The sequence below is a fragment of the Planctomycetota bacterium genome (assembly GCA_035574235.1).
Lineage (GTDB): Bacteria > Planctomycetota > MHYJ01 > MHYJ01 > JACPRB01 > DATLZA01.
The window spans coordinates 1-18662 of sequence record DATLZA010000169.1 but is presented as its reverse complement, the minus strand read 5'-3'; the positions used below and the strand labels follow the sequence as shown (position 1 = coordinate 18662).

Here is an 18662-nt window from a genome sequence, read left to right as displayed (position 1 = left end):
GAGGAGAACGTCCATGCCTTTCGCGCCCAGCGACCGCCTCAAGAAGCTCCCTCCGTACCTTTTCGCCGAATTCGAACGCAAGCGCGCCGCGCTCGAAAAAGAAGGCCGGGATATCGTCAACCTCGGGATCGGCGACCCGGATCAGCCGCCGCCCCGCCTGCTTCTCGATACCCTCGTGGCGCATCTGAACGATCCGGGGATTCACCAGTACTCTCCCTCCCAGGGCATCGAGGAATTCCGCGCCGCGGTGGCCGCCTTCATGAAGCGGCGGTACGGCGTGACCCTGGAAAACCGAGAAATCTGCCTGGGGGTCGGCTCGAAGGAAGTCATCGCCCACCTGCCGCTGGCCCTGACCAATCCCGGCGACGTCGTGCTGTGCCCCGAGCCGGGTTATCCGCCCTATCGATCCGGAACGATCTTTGCGCTGGCGGAGCCGTACGTGCTCCCCCTGGAACGGAAAAACGGCTTCCTGCCGGATCTGGAGGCCGTTCCCCCGGAGGTGGCCCGCCGCGCGCGCATCCTCTACGTCAACTATCCCAATAATCCCACCGGCGCCGTCGCTTCGCGGGAGTTCTACCGCCAATGCGTCGAGTTCGCGCGCCGGAACGGAACGATCGTCGTTTCCGACGAAGCGTACGCGGAGCTCTACTACGAGGAGCCGCCCGTTTCGTTCCTGGAGACCCCCGGGGCGCGCGAGGTGGGCGTCGCCGTGCACTCGATGACGAAGACCTTCTCCATGGCCGGGTGGCGGGTCGCCTGGATCTGCGGCAACGCCGAGGTCGTCGAAATCGTCCGGTCCTTCAAGGCCAATTGCGACAGCGGCCAGTTCATGGGCTTCCAGAAGGCCGTCGCCCGCGTGCTCCGGGAGGGCGGGGGCGACATGAAGGCCATCCGCGAGATGTACCGGCGCCGCCGCGACATTTTCGTCCAGGGCACGCGGAAGCTCGGCTGGGACGTCCCGGCTCCGCAGGCGGGCCTCTACGTGTGGTTCGCGGTGCCCCGGAAGGGCATGACCTCGATGGAGTTCGCGGAGAAGGCTCTCGAGGCGGGGGTGCTCATGCTCCCGGGCTCCGGGTTCGGGCGGGCCGCGGAGGGATTCGTCCGCGTGGCCCTGACCGTGACCGAGGATCGGCTGGAAGAGGCCGTGCGCCGCCTGGCCGCCCTCAAGCTCTGACGCCGAGATGACGCGCGAAATCGTCATCGCCTCGAAGAACAAGGGCAAAATCCGGGAGATCCGCCAGATCTACGCCGATCTGCCCGTATCGATCGTGGAGATCGCCGATCTGCCGGAGGTGGTCGAGGACGGCGCGACCTTCTCGGAAAACGCCCGCAAGAAGGCGATCGCCGCCGCGCGCCATTCGGGCCGGTGGGCGCTGGCCGACGATTCGGGGCTCGAGGTGGACGCCCTGGGAGGCGCGCCCGGCATTCATTCCGCGCGCTGGTCGGGAGGGGGGGACGAGGCCAACAACGACAAGCTCCTGGCGGAGCTGCGCGGAGTGCCGGCTCCGGAGCGCACCGCCCGATACCGCGCCGTCGTGGTCGTGGCCGATCCGCAGGGTCGCATCGTCGCGGAGGCGGAAGGTTGCTGCGAGGGGCTCATCGGCTTCGAGCGCCGGGGCACGGGCGGTTTCGGGTACGATCCGCTCTTCATCGTCCCCCGGCACGGGTGCACCATGGCCGAACTTCCCCCGGAGGTCAAGAACGCCCTGTCTCATCGCGGCGAGGCGCTCCGGCGGCTCCGCGAGCCCTTGACTCGGGCGCTCGGCCTAATAAGATAGAAGGTCGATGGCCAAGCCCAGGCGCGAGAAGGAGCTCCGCGCTCCGCTCGACCCCGCGCAGACGCTTTTCGACGACTTCGAGATCAGCCTGGCGCGATCCCTCCTGGAACTCGATCCGCGCCGGGTTGAAGCGCTTCAGACGCTCGGGCAGGCCCTGACGCGGGCGGGCCGGCACCAGGAGGCTCTGGAAGCGGATCTTCGACTGGCCAACCTGCGGCCCCGGGACCCGATCGCGTTTTATAACCTTGCGTGCAGCTACTCGAACCTGGAGAATCTGGACGGGGCCTTCGACGCCCTGAAGCGCGCCTTCGAGCTGGGCTACAACGACTACAAGCATCTCCTGAAGGATCCGGACCTCGAAAACGTGCGGCGCGATCGCCGCTTCAAGCAGCTTCTGGACCGCAAGTGGGGAAAGCGGCAGCCCGAGTAAGGATCCCCTCCGGCCTCGCCGTCCGTTGAGAACGCCCCCATGGCCAAGACCCGGGTCGAGTACGCCTGCCAGCACTGCGGGGCTCGCAGCCCCAAGTGGCTGGGCAAGTGTCCGGAATGCGGCGAGTTCAACAGTCTCGTCGAAGAAGCCGTCCGGCCCGTCGCCGAAGAAGGTTCCCGCCGGCCCCTCCTGGCTTCGGAGGAACGGCCGCTGCCCATTACCGACGTCCGGTCGGTCGAGCGTCCCCGTCTCGTCGTGGGTCTCGGGGAGTTCGACCGCGTGCTCGGAGGCGGGATCGTCGTGGGCTCGGTTTCCCTCATCGGGGGAGATCCGGGGATCGGGAAATCGACCCTGATTCTCCAGGTCTGCCAGAAGATCGCCGCCCAGGGGCACCGGGTGCTCTACGCCTCCTCGGAAGAGTCCCTGACGCAGACGAAGCTCCGCGCCGAGCGGCTGGGCGTGGACTCGCCGAACCTTTTCGTCGTCAGCGAGACCAGCGTCGAAGTCCTGCGCCGCCATCTCGAGGAGCTGCGCCCGGCCTTCGCCGTCGTGGATTCCATCCAGATGATCTACCGGCCGGAGATTCCGAGCGCGCCCGGAACGGTCGCCCAGGTGCGCGAGTGCGCGGCGGAGCTGACGTACCTGGCCAAGCGGCTGGGGATTTCGCTTTTCATTGTGGGCCATGTCACCAAGGAGGGGGCCATTGCCGGCCCGCGCACCCTGGAGCACGTCGTGGATGCCGTGTTTTACTTCGAGGGCGACCGGTTTCAGACCTTCCGGCTGTTGCGGAGCGTCAAGAACCGCTTCGGATCGACCCACGAAATCGGCATCTTCGAGATGGCCTCGCGGGGCCTGGCGGAGGTGGCCAATCCGAGCGAGCTCTTTCTGGCCCAGGACCGCGGCGCCAAGGAAGGTTCCGCGATCACGCCCAGCCTCATCGGCTCGCGCACGCTCCTGGTGGAAATCCAGGCGCTGACGACGCCGAGCTTTTATCCCGAAAACGTGGCGCGGCGGGTGAGCGGCGTGGATCGCGACCGGCTGATGCTGCTGCTGGCGGTGCTGGCGCGCCGGTGCGGTTTTTCGGTCGCCGGCGAGGACGTGTTCGTCAACGCCGTGGGCGGGGTGCGGATCGACGAGCCCGCGGCGGACCTGGCGGTCGCGACGGCCCTGGCGTCGAGCTTCCTCAACCGTCCGGTGGCGGAGCGCACCGTGGTCTTCGGGGAGGTGGGGCTTTCCGGCGAGGTCCGCGGGGTGGCCCAGGCCGCCGCGCGGGCGGCGGAAGCGCGCCGGCTGGGCTTCGCCCGCGCGCTCGTTCCCCGGGCCAACGCCCGCGGCCTCGGGGACGTCGAAGGCCTCCAGATCGTTCCCGTCTCGCACCTGGACGAGGCCTTCGTTCAGGCGCACCTCCGGTAGGTCCGATCGAGGACGGACCCCGCGCAACAGGTGACAGGCCGCCGATTGCGGGGTATAATCCCGCCGCACGCTCATGGGCACCGTCGATCTTGCTTTCCTCTGGCATTTCCATCAGCCCTGCTACCTGGATCTGCCGACGGGCAAGATGCTCATGCCCTGGGTCCGCCAGCACGGGGTCAAGGACTACACCGGCATGGCCCGCCTTCTGGAGGAGTTCCCCGCCGTCCGGTGCACCGGCAACTTCAGCCCCGTTCTCCTGGACCAGATCGCGGCATACGGGCGCGGCGCGACCGACACGATGCTCGACCTGACGATGCTCCCGGCGGCGGAACTGACGGAGGAGCAGAAGGCGGCCGTTCTGGGGACCTTTTTCCTGGCCCACCCCGATACGGTCATCGGCGCCTTTCCGCGCTACCGCCAGCTTCTGGAACTTCATCGCTCCGGGAAGCCTCTGCGCGAGCAGGACTTCCGGGACCTCCAGGTTCTGGCCAACCTCGCGTGGGTTCATCCCCTGGCGGGGGAGCTTGAGGACCTGCGCGCCAAGGGGGCCGGCTACACCGAGGAGGACAAAAAGACGCTCCGCGAAGGAATCCTCCGGATCCTCGCCGCCGTCGTTCCCCGCTGGACGGGCCTGGGCGAGCGGGTGGAGCTCTCCGTGAGCCCCTATTATCACCCGATCGTGCCGCTGCTGTGCGACTTCGCCAGCGCGCGGGAGGCGATTCCGGATCTGCCTTTGCCGGACGCTCCTTGTCTCAAGTCCGAGGCGGAAGTGCAGGTCTTCCGGGCGCTCGAGGCCGGCGAACGCAATTTCGGACGCCGGCCGCGCGGGATGTGGCCTTCCGAGGGTTCCGTCAGCCGCGAGGCCTGCGCGCTCTTCGCGCGGGCGGGGGCCCAATGGGTCGCCACCGACGAGGCCCTGATCGGTCGTTCGGGCGTCTACACGTTCGAAGGACTGAAGATCGTTTTCCGCGACACGGTCCTTTCCAATCTTCTCAGCTTCACCTACAAGACGTGGGATCCCGAAGAGGCGGCGCGCGACTTCGTGCGCCGCCTCGAAGAGCGCGAAGGGCCCGTGCCCGTCATCCTCGACGGCGAGAATCCCTGGGAACACTATCCCGGAGGAGGCGTTCCCTTTCTCCGGGCGCTCTTCCGGGCGCTCTCCGGGCATCCGCGGATCCGGACGCGGACGATGGGGGAGCTGGCGCCGCAGGGAGCGCTGGCCCATCTTCCGGCCGGATCCTGGATCAACCGGAACTTCGCCATCTGGATCGGGCATCCGGAAGACCGGCGCGCGTGGGAGGTCCTGGGCCGCGTCTACCGCGACCTCGAGGGACAGTCGAACGATCTCGCCTGGGAATGCCTGCGGGCCGCGGAAGGGAGCGACTGGTTCTGGTGGTTCGGAGAGGATTTCACGAGCGCGCAGGACGCCGAGTTCGACGCCCTGTTCCGCCGCCACCTCATGAACGTGTACCGGGCGCTCGGCCGGCCGTGGCCCGAGGAGCTCCAGCGTCCCATCAAGCAGATCCGGAGCGCGGCGGTCCTGAAGACCCCCTGGGCGCTTCTCACCGTGCGCCTGGACGGCCGCCGGTCCGATTACTTCGAATGGATCGCGGCGGGCCATTACGACATGTCCCGCGAATACGGCGCCCAGGCCGGCGAAAGCGCCTTCATCAGCGACGTCTATTACGGCTTCGACACGTCGCGCCTCTTCGTGCGGCTCGATTTCCGCCGGGGCGTGGACCCTCGCGCGGCGCTCGCGGAGGGCGAGCTTCGTCTCGTGGTGACGCGTCCCCGCCCGGCGAGCGTGCCGCTTCAGGGAGCGGTCGAGGACATCTTCGAAGCCGCCGTTCCCTTCCGGTCGCTGGGGCTCGAAAGCGGCCAGGACGTGGAGTTCTTCCTGGAGTTCGAGCGGAGGGGCGGGGTTCCGGTCCGGATCCCCACCCTCGTTCCCCTTTCGTTCACGGTTCCGACCCCCGACTTCGAAGCCATCCACTGGCGCGTGTGAGGATGCTCCCGCATGCCTGAGCTGCGACGCGATCCCGTGTCCGGCCGCTGGGTCATCATCGCCAGCGAGCGGGCCCAGCGGCCCGACGAGTTCGATCTCCCCGAGGCGGTCTCGGCGCGGCGCAGCGGGCCGTGCGTCTTCTGCGAAGGCCACGAGGCGCTGACGCCTCCGGAGATCGCGGCGGTGCGCTCCGGCGGCGCGCCCAACGGGCCGGGCTGGAAGGCCCGCGTCATCCCCAACAAGTTTCCGGCCCTCATGGTGGAGGGCGATCTCCAGAAGCGCGGGGACGGCCTTTACGACATGATGAACGGCGTGGGCGCGCACGAGGTTATCATCGAGACGCCCCGCCACGAAGTGTCCCTCACGGGCCTCTCCGAGGCGGAGGTGCGGGACGTCCTGTGGCTTTACAAACAGCGGCTTCTGGACCTCCGGAACGACCGGCGCCTCGTCTACGGTCTCGTCTTCAAGAACGTGGGCGAACGGGCGGGCGCGTCCATGGAGCACACCCACTCCCAGCTCATCGTGACCCCGATCGTTCCCGCCCGCGTGCACCTGGAGATCCAGCGCTCCCGCGAGTATCACGACTTCCGCGACCGCTGCCTTCTGTGCGACATGATTTCGCAGGAACTGTCCTCGGGCGCCCGCCTCGTCGTGGACACGCCTCACTTCATCGCCTTCGCGCCGTTCGCCGCGCGCTTCCCCTTCGAAACCCACATCATGCCCAAGCGGCACGTGTCCCACTACGAGTACACGGAGGACGCCCTTCTGCCCGAGCTGGCCGGCTGCCTGCGCACGGCGCTCCTGAAAATCGAGCGCGCCGTCAACAAGCCGCCGTACAACTACCTCATCCACACCAGCCCGCTCAACGCCGGGCCGCTGGAGCACTACCACTGGCACTTCGAGATCATCCCGCGCATTACCCGCGTGGCGGGCTTCGAATGGGGCACCGGCTTTTACATCAATCCCGTTCCGCCCGAGCACGCCGCCCAGTTTCTGCGGGAAGTGAGGGCGTGAGCGTCCCATGAAAGTCGCCTTCGTCGCTTCGGAGGTGGCTCCCTTCTCCAAGACCGGAGGCCTCGCGGACGTGGCCGGGGCCCTGCCGGGCGCGCTGGACGCCCTGGGTGTCGAGGTCGCGACCGTGACTCCGCTCTACCGGTGCGTCCGCCGGCACCGTCCGGAACCCACGCCGCACCGCATCCGGGTTCCCCTGGGCGACGGCGCCGTCGAAGCCCGCGTCTTCCGTTCCGGCGGCGTCTTCTTCCTCGAGCACGATCCCTTTTTCGACCGCGACGGGCTCTACGGGACGCCGAACGGGGATTACGCGGACAACGCCGCCCGCTTCATCTTCCTGGCGCGCGGAGCTCTGGAGCTTCTGAAGCTCCTGGGCGCCCCCGACGTGGTGCACGCGCACGACTGGCAGGCGGGGCTCGTGCCGCTCTATCTCAAGACCCTCTACGCCGGAGACTTCCCCCAAACGCGGAGCGTCCTGACGATCCACAACCTCGCCTACCAGGGGCTCTTTCCCCCCTCGGAGTTTCCGAAGACGGGTCTGGACTGGCGCCACTACACCTGGAAGGAGGCCGAGTTCTACGGTCAGGTCAATTTCCTCAAGACGGGCCTCGTGCATGCCGACGCGCTGACGACCGTGAGCCCGACCTACGCGCGCGAGATCCAGACGCCCGAGCTGGGCTGCGGCCTGGACGGCGTCCTGAGGGAACGCTCGGGCGCGCTTCACGGCATCCTCAACGGAGCGGATTATGCGGAGTGGGATCCCTCTCGGGATCCTCATCTTCCGGCGCGCTATTCGGCCGAGGATTTGTCCGGAAAGGCCCGCTGCAAGGCGGCTCTTCAGAAACGGTTCGGCCTGCCCGCCCGGCCCGGGACTCCCGTGGCGGGCATGGTGACGCGGCTGAGCGAACAGAAGGGGATCGATCTCCTGCTCGAGGCCGCCGAAGCGCTGGCGGCCGAGGATCTGCAGGTCGCGCTTCTGGGCTCCGGGGACCGTTCGTACCAGGACGCGGTCCTGCGCATGGGCGACCGGTTCCGGCACCGGATCTCCGTGCAGGTGGCCTTCGACAACGCGACGGCTCACCTGGTCGAGGCGGGGAGCGACCTTTACCTCATGCCTTCGCGCTACGAGCCCTGCGGCCTCAACCAGATCTACAGCCTGCGGTATGGAACCGTTCCCGTCGTCCGCGCCACCGGGGGACTGGCCGACACCGTGATCGACGGCGTGACGGGCTTCTCCTTCGGGCCGTACACGTCCGCGGCGTTCCTTCAGGCGGTGCGGCGGGCGCTGCGGGCGTACGAGAGCCCGGCGGTCTGGCGCCGCATGATGCTCGAGGGGATGAAGCAGGACTTCAGCTGGGCGGCCTCGGCGCGCCGCTATCGGGACCTTTATCGTTCGCTGGCGGGATAGAATCGAAAGGGGAAAGACGACTCCATGACCTGGAGCTGTTCCGCGCGTCCCGGCCCTCCGCCTCCGCCGGCTCCGGGCGGTCCCTTCTGGGACTACGGTCCCGCCCTGCCGGAAACGTACGGCGTGACCCGCGTCTGGGCCCTGCCGCGCGACCCGGAGTGCCTCTTCGCCACGTGGGAGGGAGGGGACGCGCTGCGCGTGCGCGACCTGACCGGAGGCTCCGTCCGGGAGGTCCGCGTGGGGCCCGTGGGAGGATGGTATTTCGGGGCGGAGCCGGAACACGAGTACGAGGTGGACCTTCTGAGCGGAGGGCGCGTCGTGGCGACGTCCGCGCGCGTTCGGATGCCGCGCCGCGCCCCGGCCGTAGGGGTCGATCCGGAGTGGACTCCCGGCGAGGGACCGGAAGAGGTGCGCCGCAGGCTCCTGGGGATCCTCGAGCCGTGGCGCCGCGGCTCCGCCGGCGGCGAGGGGAGGATCAGCTCGTGATCTCCGGGCGGCTCGCGCTCGTCCTGCACGCGCATCTTCCCTTCGTGCGCCACCCCGAGCATCCCGAGTTCCTCGAGGAGGACTGGCTCTACGAGGCGATCACCGAGACGTACATTCCGCTCCTGAGGATGCTGGAGCGGCTGGCGCGCGAGCGCGTCCCCGCGCGGCTTACGATGACGCTCTCGCCCCCGCTCTGCGAGATGCTCGTCGATCCGCTTCTCCGATCGCGCTACCTGGCCCGGACGGAGGCGCTTCTCGAGGTCGTGCGCTCTCAGCGGGGCCGGTTCGAGGGGCCGTTCGCGAAGGCGGGCGCGATGTACGAGCGCCTCTTCGCGGAGTCGCTCGAGTTCGCGCGCGGGACCGACCTCGTGGCCGCCTTCCGGCATTTTCAGGACGCGGGGCTCCTAGAGATTCTGACCTGCGGGGCGACGCACGGCTTCCTGCCCTTCGTCCGCTCGCCTCGGCCGCAGATTCGCGCGGCCGTGGCCAATTACCGGAAGCATTTCGGCCGCGCCCCAAGGGGCATCTGGCTTCCGGAGTGCGCCTACGCGCCCGGGCTGGACGCGGTCCTGGCGGAGGAGGGGCTGCGCTACTTCTTCCTGGACGCCCATGGAATCCTCAACGGGTCGCGCGTCCCGCGGTACGGGATCTACGCCCCGGTCCGGACGCCGGCGGGATGTCTGGCGTTCGGGCGGGACTTCGAGACGTCCAAGCAGGTCTGGAGCGCGCGCGAGGGCTATCCGGGCGACCCGGTGTATCGCGAGTTCTACCGCGACCTGGGCTACGACCTGGGAAAGGGGCGGGGGCTCGGGATCAAGTGTCACCGGATCACCGGGGACGTGCCTCTGGACCGGAAGGAACCGTACGACCCGGACGCCGCGCGCGCGCGGGCGGCGGAGCACGCGTGGAACTTCCGGTTCAACCGGGAGCTCCAGGCGCGATGGCTCCGGGAGCGCCTCGGGATCGCGCCGACCATCGTCGCCCCCTACGACGCGGAGCTTTTCGGCCACTGGTGGTTCGAAGGTCCGGTGTTCCTCGAGGAGCTGCTGCGGGCGCTGGCGGGTTCGGACGTGCGGGCGGTTTCTCCGGCGGACCTTCTGGAGGAGGGGCCGTTCCAGCCGATGGAGCCGGCGGCGTCGTCCTGGGGGGACAAGGGGTACTATGAGGTGTGGCTGAACGGCTCCAACGACTGGATCTACCGCCATCAGCGCCTCGCCGAGGAACGGATGGCCGAGCTGGCGCGGCGGGAGGCGGGGTCCGAGCTGGAGCGGCGGATCCTCAACCAGGCGGCGCGGGAGGTGCTCCTGGCGGAGTCGAGCGACTGGGCGTTCATCATGACGATGGGGCAGGTGGTGCCCTACGCGCATCGCCGGTTCCGGGAGCACATCGCGCGGTTCACGCGCCTCTGGGAGATGGCGGTCGCGGGGACCGCGGACGAGGCCTTCCTGAGGGACTGCGAATGGAAGGACTCCATCTTCCAGGAGATCGACTACCGGATCTTCCGGGACTGATCGGGGACGGCCGGTGAAAATCCTCGTTCTTTCGCGGAAGCGGACGCTGTACTCCACGCGGCGGCTCAAGGAGGAAGGGGAGCGCGCCGGCCACGAGGTGGAGGTTCTCGATCCGCTCAAGTGCGTGCTCCTGGTCCAGGGGGGAACGCCGTCGCTGTGGGTGCGCGGGCGGCCTCATTCCCCTCCGGACGTGGCGATCCCGCGCATCGGCACGGCCGGCACCGCGTATTCGATCGGCGTGGTGCGGCACCTGGATCTCATGAAGGTGCCGCTGCTCAACAGCCACGGGCCGATCGCCCGGGCCAAGAACAAGCTCGGGTGCCTGCAGCTTCTGGTCTCGAAGGGGATTCCGATCCCGGACACGCTCATGTCCCGGTATCCCCGGAAGCTCGACCGCCTGATGCGCCTGGTGGGCGGGCCTCCGCTCATCATGAAGCTCCTGCGGGGCACGCAGGGAACCGGCGTGATCTTCGCCGAAAGCCGGGCGTCGGTGGAATCGATGCTGGAGACCATCTGGAGCCTGGGGGAGGACATCCTGCTCCAGCGATTCATCGCGGAGTCGAAGGGGCGGGACATCCGCGCGCTGGTCGTCGGGGGCGAAGTGCGCGCCGCCATGCGCCGGATCGGGCGCGAGGGGGAGTTCCGCTCCAACATCCACCGGGGCGGGGTGGGGGAGAAGGTGACCTTGCCGCGGGAGTACGCGCGTCTGGCGGCGCGGGCGGCGGAGGCGGTGGGGCTGGACGTCGCCGGCGTGGACATTCTGGAGTCCTCCGAAGGCCCGATGGTGATCGAGGTGAACGCTTCTCCGGGGTTCCAGGGTCTGGAGGCCGCCACGGGCGAGAATGTGGCGCGGATGTTCATTCACGCGGCCGTGCGGAAGGCGCGGGCGGGGAAGGGACGGTCGTGAAGCCCTTCGAGATCGCCGGCATGCGGATCGGCCCGGGACGCCGCAAGGACGTAAAGATCCGCATCAGCGAGTTCTACACGGCCACGCCTGTGTTCATTCCCGTGACGGTCCTGCACGGCCGCCGGCCCGGCCCCGTGGTCTACATCACCGCGGCCGTTCACGGAAACGAACTCAACGGCGTCGAAATGGTCCGGCACGTGCGGGCCCTGGTGGATCCCCGCGAGCTGCGGGGGACGCTCATCCTCGTGATGATCGCCAACCCGATCGCGTTTCTGACGATGACGCGCGATCTTCCGGACGGGCGCGATCTCAACCGCTTCTTTCCGGGTCGGGACCGCGGTTCGATGGCCTCCCATATCGCGGGGGCGCTGTTCTCCAAGATCGTGCGCCTGTGCGACTACGGGATCGACCTTCATACCGCGGGGGCGGGGCGCACCAACCTGCCCCACGTGCGGGCGGACATGCGCAGCCCCGTCCTGCGGCGGCTGGCCACGGCGTTCGGGTGCGAAGTGATTTTCGACCTTCCGGGCGAGGAGGGGACGCTCCGGCGCGCCGCCACCCAGGCGGGCGTTCCCACGATCGTCTACGAGGCGGGGGAGCCGCTCAAGTTCCAGAGGAACCTCATCCGCCGGGGCGTGGAGGGGATCCGGAACGTCCTGGCGGACCTGCGGATGTACGACTTCGAGCGGCGTTCGCCGCCGTTTCAGATCGTGGTGGAGGATCACCGCTGGATCCGCGCCCAGAAGGGCGGGATCCTGATCCTGAACGTGAAACCGGGCGAGCTCGTCGAGAAAGGCTCCGTGCTGGCGGTCAACACCAAGCCCTTCGGGACGGAGGTGAACCGCCTGGAGGCCCCGTACACGGGCCTGGTCGTCGGCTGCACGACGATCCCGATGGTGATTCCGGGGTCGGCCGTCTGCCACCTGGTGCCGGTGAATTCGCGCTACCGGGTGCTCAAGAAGCTGCTGGATCGGGAGGCGCTGCTTTTCGAATAGCGGCGGAGCGCGCCGGATAACGCGGCGCCGCCCCCCGGGGCTCAGAAAAAAGGCGGAAACGAGGAAGCGTCATGGAGCAGGGCGACTGGGAGATGATCGGCCGATTGGGGCTGGCGGCGCTTTTGGGAGGGCTGATCGGCTTGGAGCGCGAGACGCGCCGGCAGGCGGCGGGATTGCGGACCCACATGGTGGTTTCGATCGGGTCGTGCCTCGTCATGCTCGTGTCGCTCTACATGTGGAAGGAGGTGGATCCGCACCGGGCGGATCCGGGGCGGATCGCCGCGCAGGTTGTGGCGGGCATCGGGTTTCTCGGGGCCGGCGCGATCCTCCGCTACGGCGTTTCCGTGCGCGGGCTGACGACCGCCGCGGCGCTCTGGACGGCGGCCGGCATCGGGCTGGCCGTGGGCGCGGGCTACTGGAAAGCGGGCGTCGCCGCCACGGGGTTCACGATCCTGGCCATCTTCGTCTTCGACAAGTTCGAGAAGGCCTTCCTGGGGGGGAAGGCTCTGCGCCGCTTCGTGGTGCATGCCAAGGACGCCGCCGGGATCGTGGGCCGCATCGAGGTGCTCGTCGAGCGCGCCGGCGCGGCGATCAAGGAGGTCGATATCCAGCGGGACGTCGTGGAAGGAAAGATCCAGGTGACGCTTCTGGCGAGCTGCCGGGACAAGGCGGACGTGGACGCCCTCAGCCGGGCCGTCGGCAGCATCTCCGAGGTCGAAAAGGTCGAGATCGACTGACGCCGCTTTCTTTCTGGACTTGCGGCGGGGGCGTCGGATAATCTCTCGCCGTGGATCCCTCCCGCGTCATCACCGTCATCCTCGCCGGCGGCAAGGGCCAGCGCCTGGAGCCGCTTACGCGGGACCGCGCCAAGCCGGCCGTTCCGTTCGGAGGCGTTTACCGGATCATCGACTTCGCGCTGTCGAACTGCATGAATTCCGGCCTGCGCAAGGTGATGATGCTCGTGCAGTACAGGTCCCGCTCGCTCCTGCGGCATCTGCGCGACGGCTGGCAGATGATGTTCAACCCGGCGGTGGGGGAGTTTCTCGAATCCCTTCCCCCCCAGCACCACGCCGGGGAGGCCTATACGGGTACCGCCGACGCCGTCTACCAGAACCTCTTCGTGATCCGCGAGGAAGAGCCGGAGGCGGTTCTGATCCTGGCCGGCGACCACATCTACAAGATGGATTACCGCCACCTGCTGCGCTATCACCAGGACCGCGGGGCGGACGCGACGGTGGCGGCCGTCGAGGTCCGCCGGTCCGAGGCCGCCGGGCAGTTCGGCGTCCTCGAGATCGACGAGGCGGCGCGCATCGTGGGGTTCGAGGAAAAGCCCCGGGACCCCAAGCCCATTCCGGGCAACCCCGAGCTCTGCCTGGGATCCATGGGCATCTACGTGTTCAAGCCCGATGTTCTCTACGCGCTCCTCGAGCAGGACGCCCGGGATCCCCTGAGCGCTCACGACTTCGGCAAGAACATCATCCCCAAGATGGTCGGGCGTCATGCCATCTACGCGTTCAGCTTCATCGACGAGAACAAGAAGGCGGCCAAGTACTGGCGCGATGTGGGGACCATCGACGCCTACTACGAGGCCAACATGGACCTTGTGGCGGTGACGCCGGAGCTGAACCTCTACGACCAGGGGTGGCCCATCCGAAACATCCCGGTGACCGCGCCGCCGCCGAAATTCGTCTTCGCCCAGCACGAGCCCGGCCGCGTGGGCCTGGCGCTCGATTCGATGGTTTCGCCGGGCTGCATCGTCTCCGGCGGCCGCGTGGAACGCTCGATCCTGTCCCCCTTCGTGCGCATCAACAGCTATTCGCTCGTGACGGACTCGATCCTCTTCGAGAACGTCAACGTGGGGCGGCACGCGAAGCTCCACCGCACGATCGTGGACAAGGGGGTCAACATCCCCGAGGGGATGCAGATCGGTTACTTTCCGGAAGAGGACCGCAAGCGCTTCACCGTCACCGAAAGCGGCATTGTCGTCATTTCCAAAGGCACGGTGCTCTGAAGGGTGGCCCGTCCTTGACACTCCCCGCCGCCGGATCCTTAAAATGCGGCGTTTTCCGGGGGGGAACGCGATCGCTTAAGGGGAACCGTCCATGCCCGACTTCGACGTGATCATTCTCGGCGCCGGCCCGGGCGGCTACGTCGCCGCCATCCGCGCGGCGCAGCTCGGCCTCAAGACCGCGGTCGTGGAAAAAGGGCCCAAACCCGAATGGGGCGGGACCTGCCTTCATTGGGGCTGCATCCCCACCAAGGTCCTCCTCCACGACGCGTACCTCTACGAGCGCGTCAAGGACGCCGCCCGCAACGGCATCGAGGTCCAGGGCGTGCGCCTCAACCTCGAAGGCGTCATGAAACACAAGGAGGAGGTCGTCCGGCGCAATTACATGGGCGTGGAGGCGCTCCTCAAGAAGAACAAGGTCACGATGCTCGTGGGTTTCGGCAAGGTGGTCCGGCCGGGCGTCGTGGACGTGGCGGGGAAGAGCTGGACCGCTCGGGCGATCGTCCTGGCCACGGGCTCCGCCCCGAAGGCCTTCCCGGGCATGGAGCCCGACGGCAAGGGCATCCTCACGAGCAACGAGGCCCTTTCCCTCAAGCAGGTGCCCAAGTCCCTGGTCGTCATCGGCGCGGGCGCCGTGGGAATGGAATTCGCCTCCGTCTACCACCGCTTCGGCGCCCAGGTGGCCGTCGTCGAGCTCATGCCCCAGATCCTGCCCGTCGAGGACGAGGAAGTGGCCGCGGAACTTCGCAAGATCCTGGCCAAGCGCGGCATGAAGTTCTTCACGGGCGCCAAGGTGGAGGCGATCAAACCCGGCTACGAGGTTCACGTTTCCTCGGGAGGAAAGACGGAGAAGATCGCGTGCGACACGGTCCTCGTCGCCGTGGGCCGCAAGCCGTGCACGGAAGGCATCGGCCTCGAAAACACCAAGGTTCGCGTCGAGAAGGGATACGTGCAGGTCGATTCCTTCATGCGCACCGCCGAGCCCGGGATCTACGCCATCGGCGACATCGTGGCGCTTCCCGGCCGGCCGCACCCGCAGCTGGCGCATGTCGCCAGCGCGGAGGGAATCCTCGCGGTCGAGCACCTGGCGGGAAAAGCGGTGCGTCCGATCGACTACGACCGCATCCCGGGCGTCACCTACTGCGACCCGCAGGTGGCTTCGGTCGGGCTGACGGAGAAGCGCGCCCGGGAGCTCGGGCACAAGGTCAAGGTCGGAAAATTCCCCTTCATGGGCATCGGACGCGCCGCCATCGAAGGCGAACGCGAAGGATTCGTCAAGATCGTGGGCGACGCCCGCTACGATGAAATCCTGGGCGTTCACATCCTGCACGCCCACGCGGGCGAGCTGGTTTCCGAGGGGGTGGCGGTTCTGAACGGCGAGATGACGGTGGAAGACCTGGCGCACTCGGTGCATCCTCATCCGACCCTTTCGGAGGGCCTGCTCGAGGCGGCCCATGCCTACCTCGGGCACGCGATCCACATCTGAAGTCCGCCGGCGTTCCGGTTCCGATCGGCGACGATCGCCCCGCCTGCCGCTGGCGGGCGCTGGGGACGGTTCCCTACGGGGAAGCCCTCGCCCTCCAGAAGGATCTCGTCCGCCGACGCGTGGCCGGCGAAGTCCCCGATACGCTGCTTCTCCTCGAGCATCCGCACGTGGTTACTCTGGGAAAGACGGCCCGCCGGGAACACCTTCTCTCGATCCGGCCGGGCGTCGAGGTCGTCCAGACCGACCGGGGCGGGGACGTGACCTACCACGGGCCCGGCCAGATCGTGGGCTATCCGATCGTGGATCTGTCGCGATGGCGGAGGGACGTCAAAGAGTACCTGGAGCGGCTTGAAGAGGTCCTGATTCGCACGGTTGCGCGCTGGGGGATCGCGGCCGGCCGCCGGGAGGGGATGACCGGCGCGTGGGTGGGCGACCGCAAGATCGCCGCGATCGGAGTGCGGGTGGAGCGATGGGTGACCTCCCACGGCTTCGCGCTCAATGTGTCGACGGACCTTTCGTATTTCGAGCAGATCATTCCTTGCGGCCTGGTCGGCGGAGGGGTAACATCGATCGCCCGCGAGGCGGGCCGCCCCGTCGTCCCCGGCGAGGTCCTGCCCGCGCTCGTGGAGGAGTTCGGTCTCGCGTTCGGCCGCCGGATGGAGCATGAGCCCGAAAGCCTCTAAAGCCCCGCCCGCCCCCGCCGATCCTCCTCGGGCCGTGCAGCTCGAGATGTACTACTTCATGCGCCTGACGCGGACGCTCGACGAGCGCGCCCACGCGCTCCACCGGCAGGGGAAAATCGTCGGGGGGCTCTTCTCCAGCCTGGGTCAGGAGGCGATTTCCGTGGGGTCCGCCTTCGCGCTGGACCGCGGGGACTACCTGGGGCCGCTCATCCGCAACCTGGGGGCGGTGCTTGTCCGCGGCCATACCCCCCGGGAAGTGATGACCCAGTACTTCGCCCGGGCGACGTCCCCCACCCGCGGCAAGGACAACTCGCAGCACTTCGGGGATGTGCGGCGGACGGGCGTGGTGGCCTACATCTCGATGCTCGGCACGATGGTTCCCGTCATGGCCGGCATGGCCCTGGCCGCGCGGATCCGCGGAGAGCGGCGGGTGGCCCTCACCTACGTGGGCGACGGCGCCACGTCCACGGGCGACTTCTACGAGGGACTCAACTTCGCCGCCGTTCAGCGGCTGCCGCTCGTGGTCATCATCGAAAATAACGGCTACGCCTATTCCACCCCCGTCTCGCGCCAGACGCTCCTTAAGGATCTGGCCGAGAAGGCGCGGGCGTTCGGCATTCCCGGCTACGTGGGGGACGGAAACGACGTCCTGGAGGTCTACCGGATGACCCGCCGCTGCGTCGAGGACGCCCGGGCGGGGGGCGGGGCGCAGCTTCTGGAGCTGAAGACCTTCCGGATGCGGGGCCATGCGCCTCACGACGCCGCCGAGTACGTCCCCCGGGAGCTCTTCGAGGAATGGGCCCGCAAGGATCCGATCGAGCGCTTCGAGCGCGCGCTCGGGCTGAGCCCGGAGGAGCGCCGCGCCGTGGAGGAGCGGGTCCAGAAGGAGGTGGACGACGCGGTGGAATTCGCCGAGAACTCGCCGTGGCCTGAGGGGCCCGAAGCGCTGCGCGGGGTCTTCGAGGACGATTCCCTCGTGCGGTTCACTCCGTGGTGGGAGCGCTGAGGACGCGATGCCGGAACGGACCTATCTTCAGGCGATCTCGCAGGCCTTGCGCGAGGAGATGGAGTCGGATCCTTCGGTGATCCTCCTGGGGGAGGACATCGGGGTGTACGGCGGCGCCTTCAAGGTGACGGAGGGATTCCTCGATCGTTTCGGGCCGAACCGCGTGATCGACACGACGCTTTCGGAGGAGGGGTTCGTGGGCGCCGCGATCGGCGCGGCCTATGCGGGGTTGCGCCCGGTCGTGGAATTCCAGTTCATCGACTTCATCGCCTGCGCGTTCGATCTCATCGTCAATTTCGCCGCCACGAGCCGCTATCGGTGGGGTCAGGGGGTTCCGGTGACCTTCCGCGGGCCGTGGGGGGCGGGTTCGCGGGCCGGGCCGTTCCATTCCCGCAGCGTGGAAATGTGGTTCGCCCACTCCCCGGGCATCAAGGTCGTGGCGCCGGCCACGCCGTCGGACGCCCACGGCCTTCTCAAGGCGTGCATTCGGGACAATGATCCGTGCCTTTTCCTGGAGCACAAGTACCTCTATCGGCGCGTCAAGGAGGAGGTGCCCGACGGCGCGCCGCCCATCCCGATCGGCAAGGCGCGGATCGCGCGGGAGGGGAAGGATCTTACGATCGTGAGCTACGGCATGATGCTTCACCGGTGCCTCGAGGCGGCCGCGCGCCTGGAGGACGTGTCGGCCGAGGTGATCGATCTGCGCACGATCTATCCGCTCGACCGCGACGCGGTGGTGGAAAGCGTGCGCAAGACGAACAAGGTCATGATCGTTCACGAGGACACCCGGACGGGGGGCCTGGCCGGGGAAATCGCGGCCCTGCTGAACGAGGAGGCGTTCGAGCACCTGGACGGGCCGATCGTGCGGGTGACGGCGCCCGACACGCCCGTGCCCTTTTCGCCGCCGCTGGAGGATTTCTTCCTGCCCGGCGTGGAGACGATCGTGCGGGCCGCGCGGCGCCTGGCGGCGTACTGATCGTCCCCGGCCGCCAGGGATTGCGGGACCCTCGGGGCGCTTGTATCATGGGACCACTTACTTCCAGGGGAAAGGGCTGATGCCGACCAACATCATCATGCCCCAGATGGGGGAATCCATCTTCGAGGGCACCATTACGAAGTGGCTTAAGAAGGAGGGGGATCCCGTTCGCCGGGACGAGCCTCTGTTCGAAATCTCGACCGACAAGGTCGATACCGAGATCCCCTCGCCGGTCGAGGGAGTGCTCCAGAAAATCCTGATGCCCGTGGGCTCGAAGGTCCCGATTCACACGGTCGTGGCGATCGTGGAGGAGGGGGCCAAGGCGGGAGCCGCCCCGGCGCCGGCTCCGGCCGCTCCGGCGCCCGCGAAGGCTCCGGAGGCGCCTCCGGCCGCCGCGCCGGAAGCGCGTCCCGCTCCCGCTGTTCAGGCGCCTCCGTCGCCGGCGGCGGAAGAGAAGCGGGTTTTCGCCTCGCCCCTCGTGCGGCGCATCGCCCGGGAGGAGGGGGTCGAGCTCTCGCAGGTGACCGGCACGGGCTGGAAGGGAAGGGTTACGAAGAAG

The 18662-nt window shown here is 68.2% G+C and carries 18 protein-coding genes; all 18 read left to right on the top strand.

Annotated features, from left to right (window positions below; genetic code table 11):
* Window positions 1-13 precede the first annotated feature (13 nt).
* Window positions 14-1174, top strand: a complete 1161-nt coding sequence (locus tag VNO22_15730) for an aminotransferase class I/II-fold pyridoxal phosphate-dependent enzyme (protein HXG62819.1) — start codon at window positions 14-16, stop codon at window positions 1172-1174.
* A gap of 7 nt (window positions 1175-1181) precedes the next feature.
* On the top strand, window positions 1182-1778 hold the full coding sequence (gene rdgB, locus VNO22_15725) for an RdgB/HAM1 family non-canonical purine NTP pyrophosphatase (protein ID HXG62818.1): 597 nt from the start codon (window positions 1182-1184) through the stop codon (window positions 1776-1778).
* Between the two features lie 7 nt (window positions 1779-1785).
* Window positions 1786-2208, top strand: a complete 423-nt coding sequence (locus tag VNO22_15720) for a hypothetical protein (protein HXG62817.1) — start codon at window positions 1786-1788, stop codon at window positions 2206-2208.
* A gap of 39 nt (window positions 2209-2247) precedes the next feature.
* Complete coding sequence (gene radA, locus VNO22_15715) at window positions 2248-3621, top strand: DNA repair protein RadA (protein ID HXG62816.1); 1374 nt, start codon at window positions 2248-2250, stop codon at window positions 3619-3621.
* A gap of 73 nt (window positions 3622-3694) precedes the next feature.
* Entirely contained in the window at window positions 3695-5626 is a 1932-nt protein-coding gene (locus tag VNO22_15710) for a glycoside hydrolase family 57 protein (GenBank protein HXG62815.1), read from the top strand.
* Between the two features lie 12 nt (window positions 5627-5638).
* On the top strand, window positions 5639-6640 hold the full coding sequence (galT, locus tag VNO22_15705) for a galactose-1-phosphate uridylyltransferase (protein HXG62814.1): 1002 nt from the start codon (window positions 5639-5641) through the stop codon (window positions 6638-6640).
* Window positions 6641-6647: 7 nt separating this feature from the next.
* On the top strand, window positions 6648-8045 hold the full coding sequence (gene glgA, locus VNO22_15700; protein HXG62813.1) for a glycogen synthase GlgA: 1398 nt from the start codon (window positions 6648-6650) through the stop codon (window positions 8043-8045).
* Between the two features lie 24 nt (window positions 8046-8069).
* Window positions 8070-8531 (top strand): hypothetical protein, encoded by a 462-nt coding sequence (locus tag VNO22_15695; protein ID HXG62812.1) that lies wholly within the window; start codon window positions 8070-8072, stop codon window positions 8529-8531.
* Window positions 8528-10042: a 1,4-alpha-glucan branching protein domain-containing protein gene (locus VNO22_15690; protein ID HXG62811.1), complete on the top strand. Its 1515-nt coding sequence runs from the start codon at window positions 8528-8530 to the stop codon at window positions 10040-10042. The genes VNO22_15695 and VNO22_15690 overlap by 4 nt, the downstream gene beginning before the upstream one ends.
* A gap of 13 nt (window positions 10043-10055) precedes the next feature.
* Window positions 10056-10949, top strand: a complete 894-nt coding sequence (locus VNO22_15685) for a RimK family alpha-L-glutamate ligase (protein ID HXG62810.1) — start codon at window positions 10056-10058, stop codon at window positions 10947-10949.
* The gene (locus VNO22_15680; protein ID HXG62809.1) at window positions 10946-11944 is read left to right on the top strand and encodes a succinylglutamate desuccinylase/aspartoacylase family protein; all 999 of its coding nucleotides are present in this window, start codon (window positions 10946-10948) and stop codon (window positions 11942-11944) included. Before VNO22_15685 ends, VNO22_15680 begins: the two co-directional genes overlap by 4 nt.
* A 71-nt stretch (window positions 11945-12015) precedes the next feature.
* Window positions 12016-12681, top strand: a complete 666-nt coding sequence (locus VNO22_15675; protein HXG62808.1) for an MgtC/SapB family protein — start codon at window positions 12016-12018, stop codon at window positions 12679-12681.
* A gap of 50 nt (window positions 12682-12731) precedes the next feature.
* Entirely contained in the window at window positions 12732-13955 is a 1224-nt protein-coding gene (glgC, locus tag VNO22_15670) for a glucose-1-phosphate adenylyltransferase (protein ID HXG62807.1), read from the top strand.
* Between the two features lie 91 nt (window positions 13956-14046).
* Entirely contained in the window at window positions 14047-15438 is a 1392-nt protein-coding gene (gene lpdA, locus VNO22_15665; GenBank protein ID HXG62806.1) for a dihydrolipoyl dehydrogenase, read from the top strand.
* Window positions 15435-16121, top strand: coding sequence for a lipoyl(octanoyl) transferase LipB (gene lipB, locus VNO22_15660; protein HXG62805.1), 687 nt, complete (start codon window positions 15435-15437; stop codon window positions 16119-16121). The genes lpdA and lipB overlap by 4 nt, the downstream gene beginning before the upstream one ends.
* Window positions 16102-17127, top strand: coding sequence for a thiamine pyrophosphate-dependent dehydrogenase E1 component subunit alpha (locus VNO22_15655; protein ID HXG62804.1), 1026 nt, complete (start codon window positions 16102-16104; stop codon window positions 17125-17127). The genes lipB and VNO22_15655 overlap by 20 nt, the downstream gene beginning before the upstream one ends.
* 7 nt (window positions 17128-17134) lie before the next feature.
* Window positions 17135-18103, top strand: coding sequence for an alpha-ketoacid dehydrogenase subunit beta (locus VNO22_15650; GenBank protein ID HXG62803.1), 969 nt, complete (start codon window positions 17135-17137; stop codon window positions 18101-18103).
* A gap of 79 nt (window positions 18104-18182) precedes the next feature.
* Window positions 18183-18662, top strand: a 480-nt coding sequence (locus VNO22_15645) for a biotin/lipoyl-containing protein (GenBank protein HXG62802.1), incomplete at its 3' end; no start/stop codon positions are given.

What these genes read in the sequence shown, in the direction of transcription:
- VNO22_15730 (HXG62819.1), top strand. Translation starts at nt 14, where the DNA reads ATGCCTTTCGCGCCCAGCGACCGCCTCAAGAAGCTCCCTCCGTACCTT.
- rdgB (HXG62818.1), top strand. Translation starts at nt 1,182, where the DNA reads ATGACGCGCGAAATCGTCATCGCCTCGAAGAACAAGGGCAAAATCCGG.
- VNO22_15720 (HXG62817.1), top strand. Translation starts at nt 1,786, where the DNA reads ATGGCCAAGCCCAGGCGCGAGAAGGAGCTCCGCGCTCCGCTCGACCCC.
- radA (HXG62816.1), top strand. Translation starts at nt 2,248, where the DNA reads ATGGCCAAGACCCGGGTCGAGTACGCCTGCCAGCACTGCGGGGCTCGC.
- VNO22_15710 (HXG62815.1), top strand. Translation starts at nt 3,695, where the DNA reads ATGGGCACCGTCGATCTTGCTTTCCTCTGGCATTTCCATCAGCCCTGC.
- galT (HXG62814.1), top strand. Translation starts at nt 5,639, where the DNA reads ATGCCTGAGCTGCGACGCGATCCCGTGTCCGGCCGCTGGGTCATCATC.
- glgA (HXG62813.1), top strand. Translation starts at nt 6,648, where the DNA reads ATGAAAGTCGCCTTCGTCGCTTCGGAGGTGGCTCCCTTCTCCAAGACC.
- VNO22_15695 (HXG62812.1), top strand. Translation starts at nt 8,070, where the DNA reads ATGACCTGGAGCTGTTCCGCGCGTCCCGGCCCTCCGCCTCCGCCGGCT.
- VNO22_15675 (HXG62808.1), top strand. Translation starts at nt 12,016, where the DNA reads ATGGAGCAGGGCGACTGGGAGATGATCGGCCGATTGGGGCTGGCGGCG.
- lpdA (HXG62806.1), top strand. Translation starts at nt 14,047, where the DNA reads ATGCCCGACTTCGACGTGATCATTCTCGGCGCCGGCCCGGGCGGCTAC.
- VNO22_15655 (HXG62804.1), top strand. Translation starts at nt 16,102, where the DNA reads ATGAGCCCGAAAGCCTCTAAAGCCCCGCCCGCCCCCGCCGATCCTCCT.
- VNO22_15650 (HXG62803.1), top strand. Translation starts at nt 17,135, where the DNA reads ATGCCGGAACGGACCTATCTTCAGGCGATCTCGCAGGCCTTGCGCGAG.